Here is a 793-nt window from a genome sequence, read left to right on the forward strand (position 1 = left end):
AGGATGTGATGAGCCGACATCGAGGTGCCAAACCTCCCCGTCGATGTGGACTCTTGGGGGAGATCAGCCTGTTATCCCCAGGGTAGCTTTTATCCGTTGAGCGATGGCCCTTCCACTCGGAACCACCGGATCACTAAGCCCGACTTTCGTCCTTGCTCGACCTGTATGTCTTGCAATCAAGCTCCCTTTTGCCTTTACACTCTTGGCACGATTTCCGACCGTGCTGAGGGAACCTTTGGGCGCCTCCGTTACTTTTTAGGAGGCGACCGCCCCAGTCAAACTGCCCACCTGACAGTGTCCCAAGACCGGATTCACGGTCTGTGGTTAGAATCCCAATACTACAAGGGTGGTATCCCAAGGGTGGCTCCACCGAGACTTGCGTCCCGGCTTCTCAGCCTCCCACCTATCCTGTACATGTAGCATCGGAATCCAATGTCAAGCTACAGTAAAGCTCCATGGGGTCTTTCCGTCCTGTCGCAGGTATCCAGCATCTTCACTGGAATTACAATTTCACCGAGTCCCTTGTTGAGACAGTGCCCAAATCGTTACGCCTTTCGTGCGGGTCGGAACTTACCCGACAAGGAATTTCGCTACCTTAGGACCGTTATAGTTACGGCCGCCGTTTACTGGGGCTTAAGTTCAGTGCTTCGGATAACCTAACACATCCCCTTAACCTTCCAGCACCGGGCAGGCGTCAGCCCCTATACATCATCTTTCGATTTAGCAGAGACCTGTGTTTTTGGTAAACAGTCGCTTGGGCCTATTCTCTGCGGCCACTTCGGGCGTTAACCCT

General features: G+C 53.5%; 1 rRNA gene. It reads right to left on the reverse strand.

From position 1 onward, the window contains the following. Positions 1-793, reverse strand: a 23S ribosomal RNA gene (locus CLOTH_RS10420); the annotation flags it as partial.

This window comes from Alkalithermobacter paradoxus, from assembly GCA_002029295.1.
Classification (GTDB): domain Bacteria; phylum Bacillota; class Clostridia; order Peptostreptococcales; family Peptostreptococcaceae; genus Alkalithermobacter; species Alkalithermobacter paradoxus.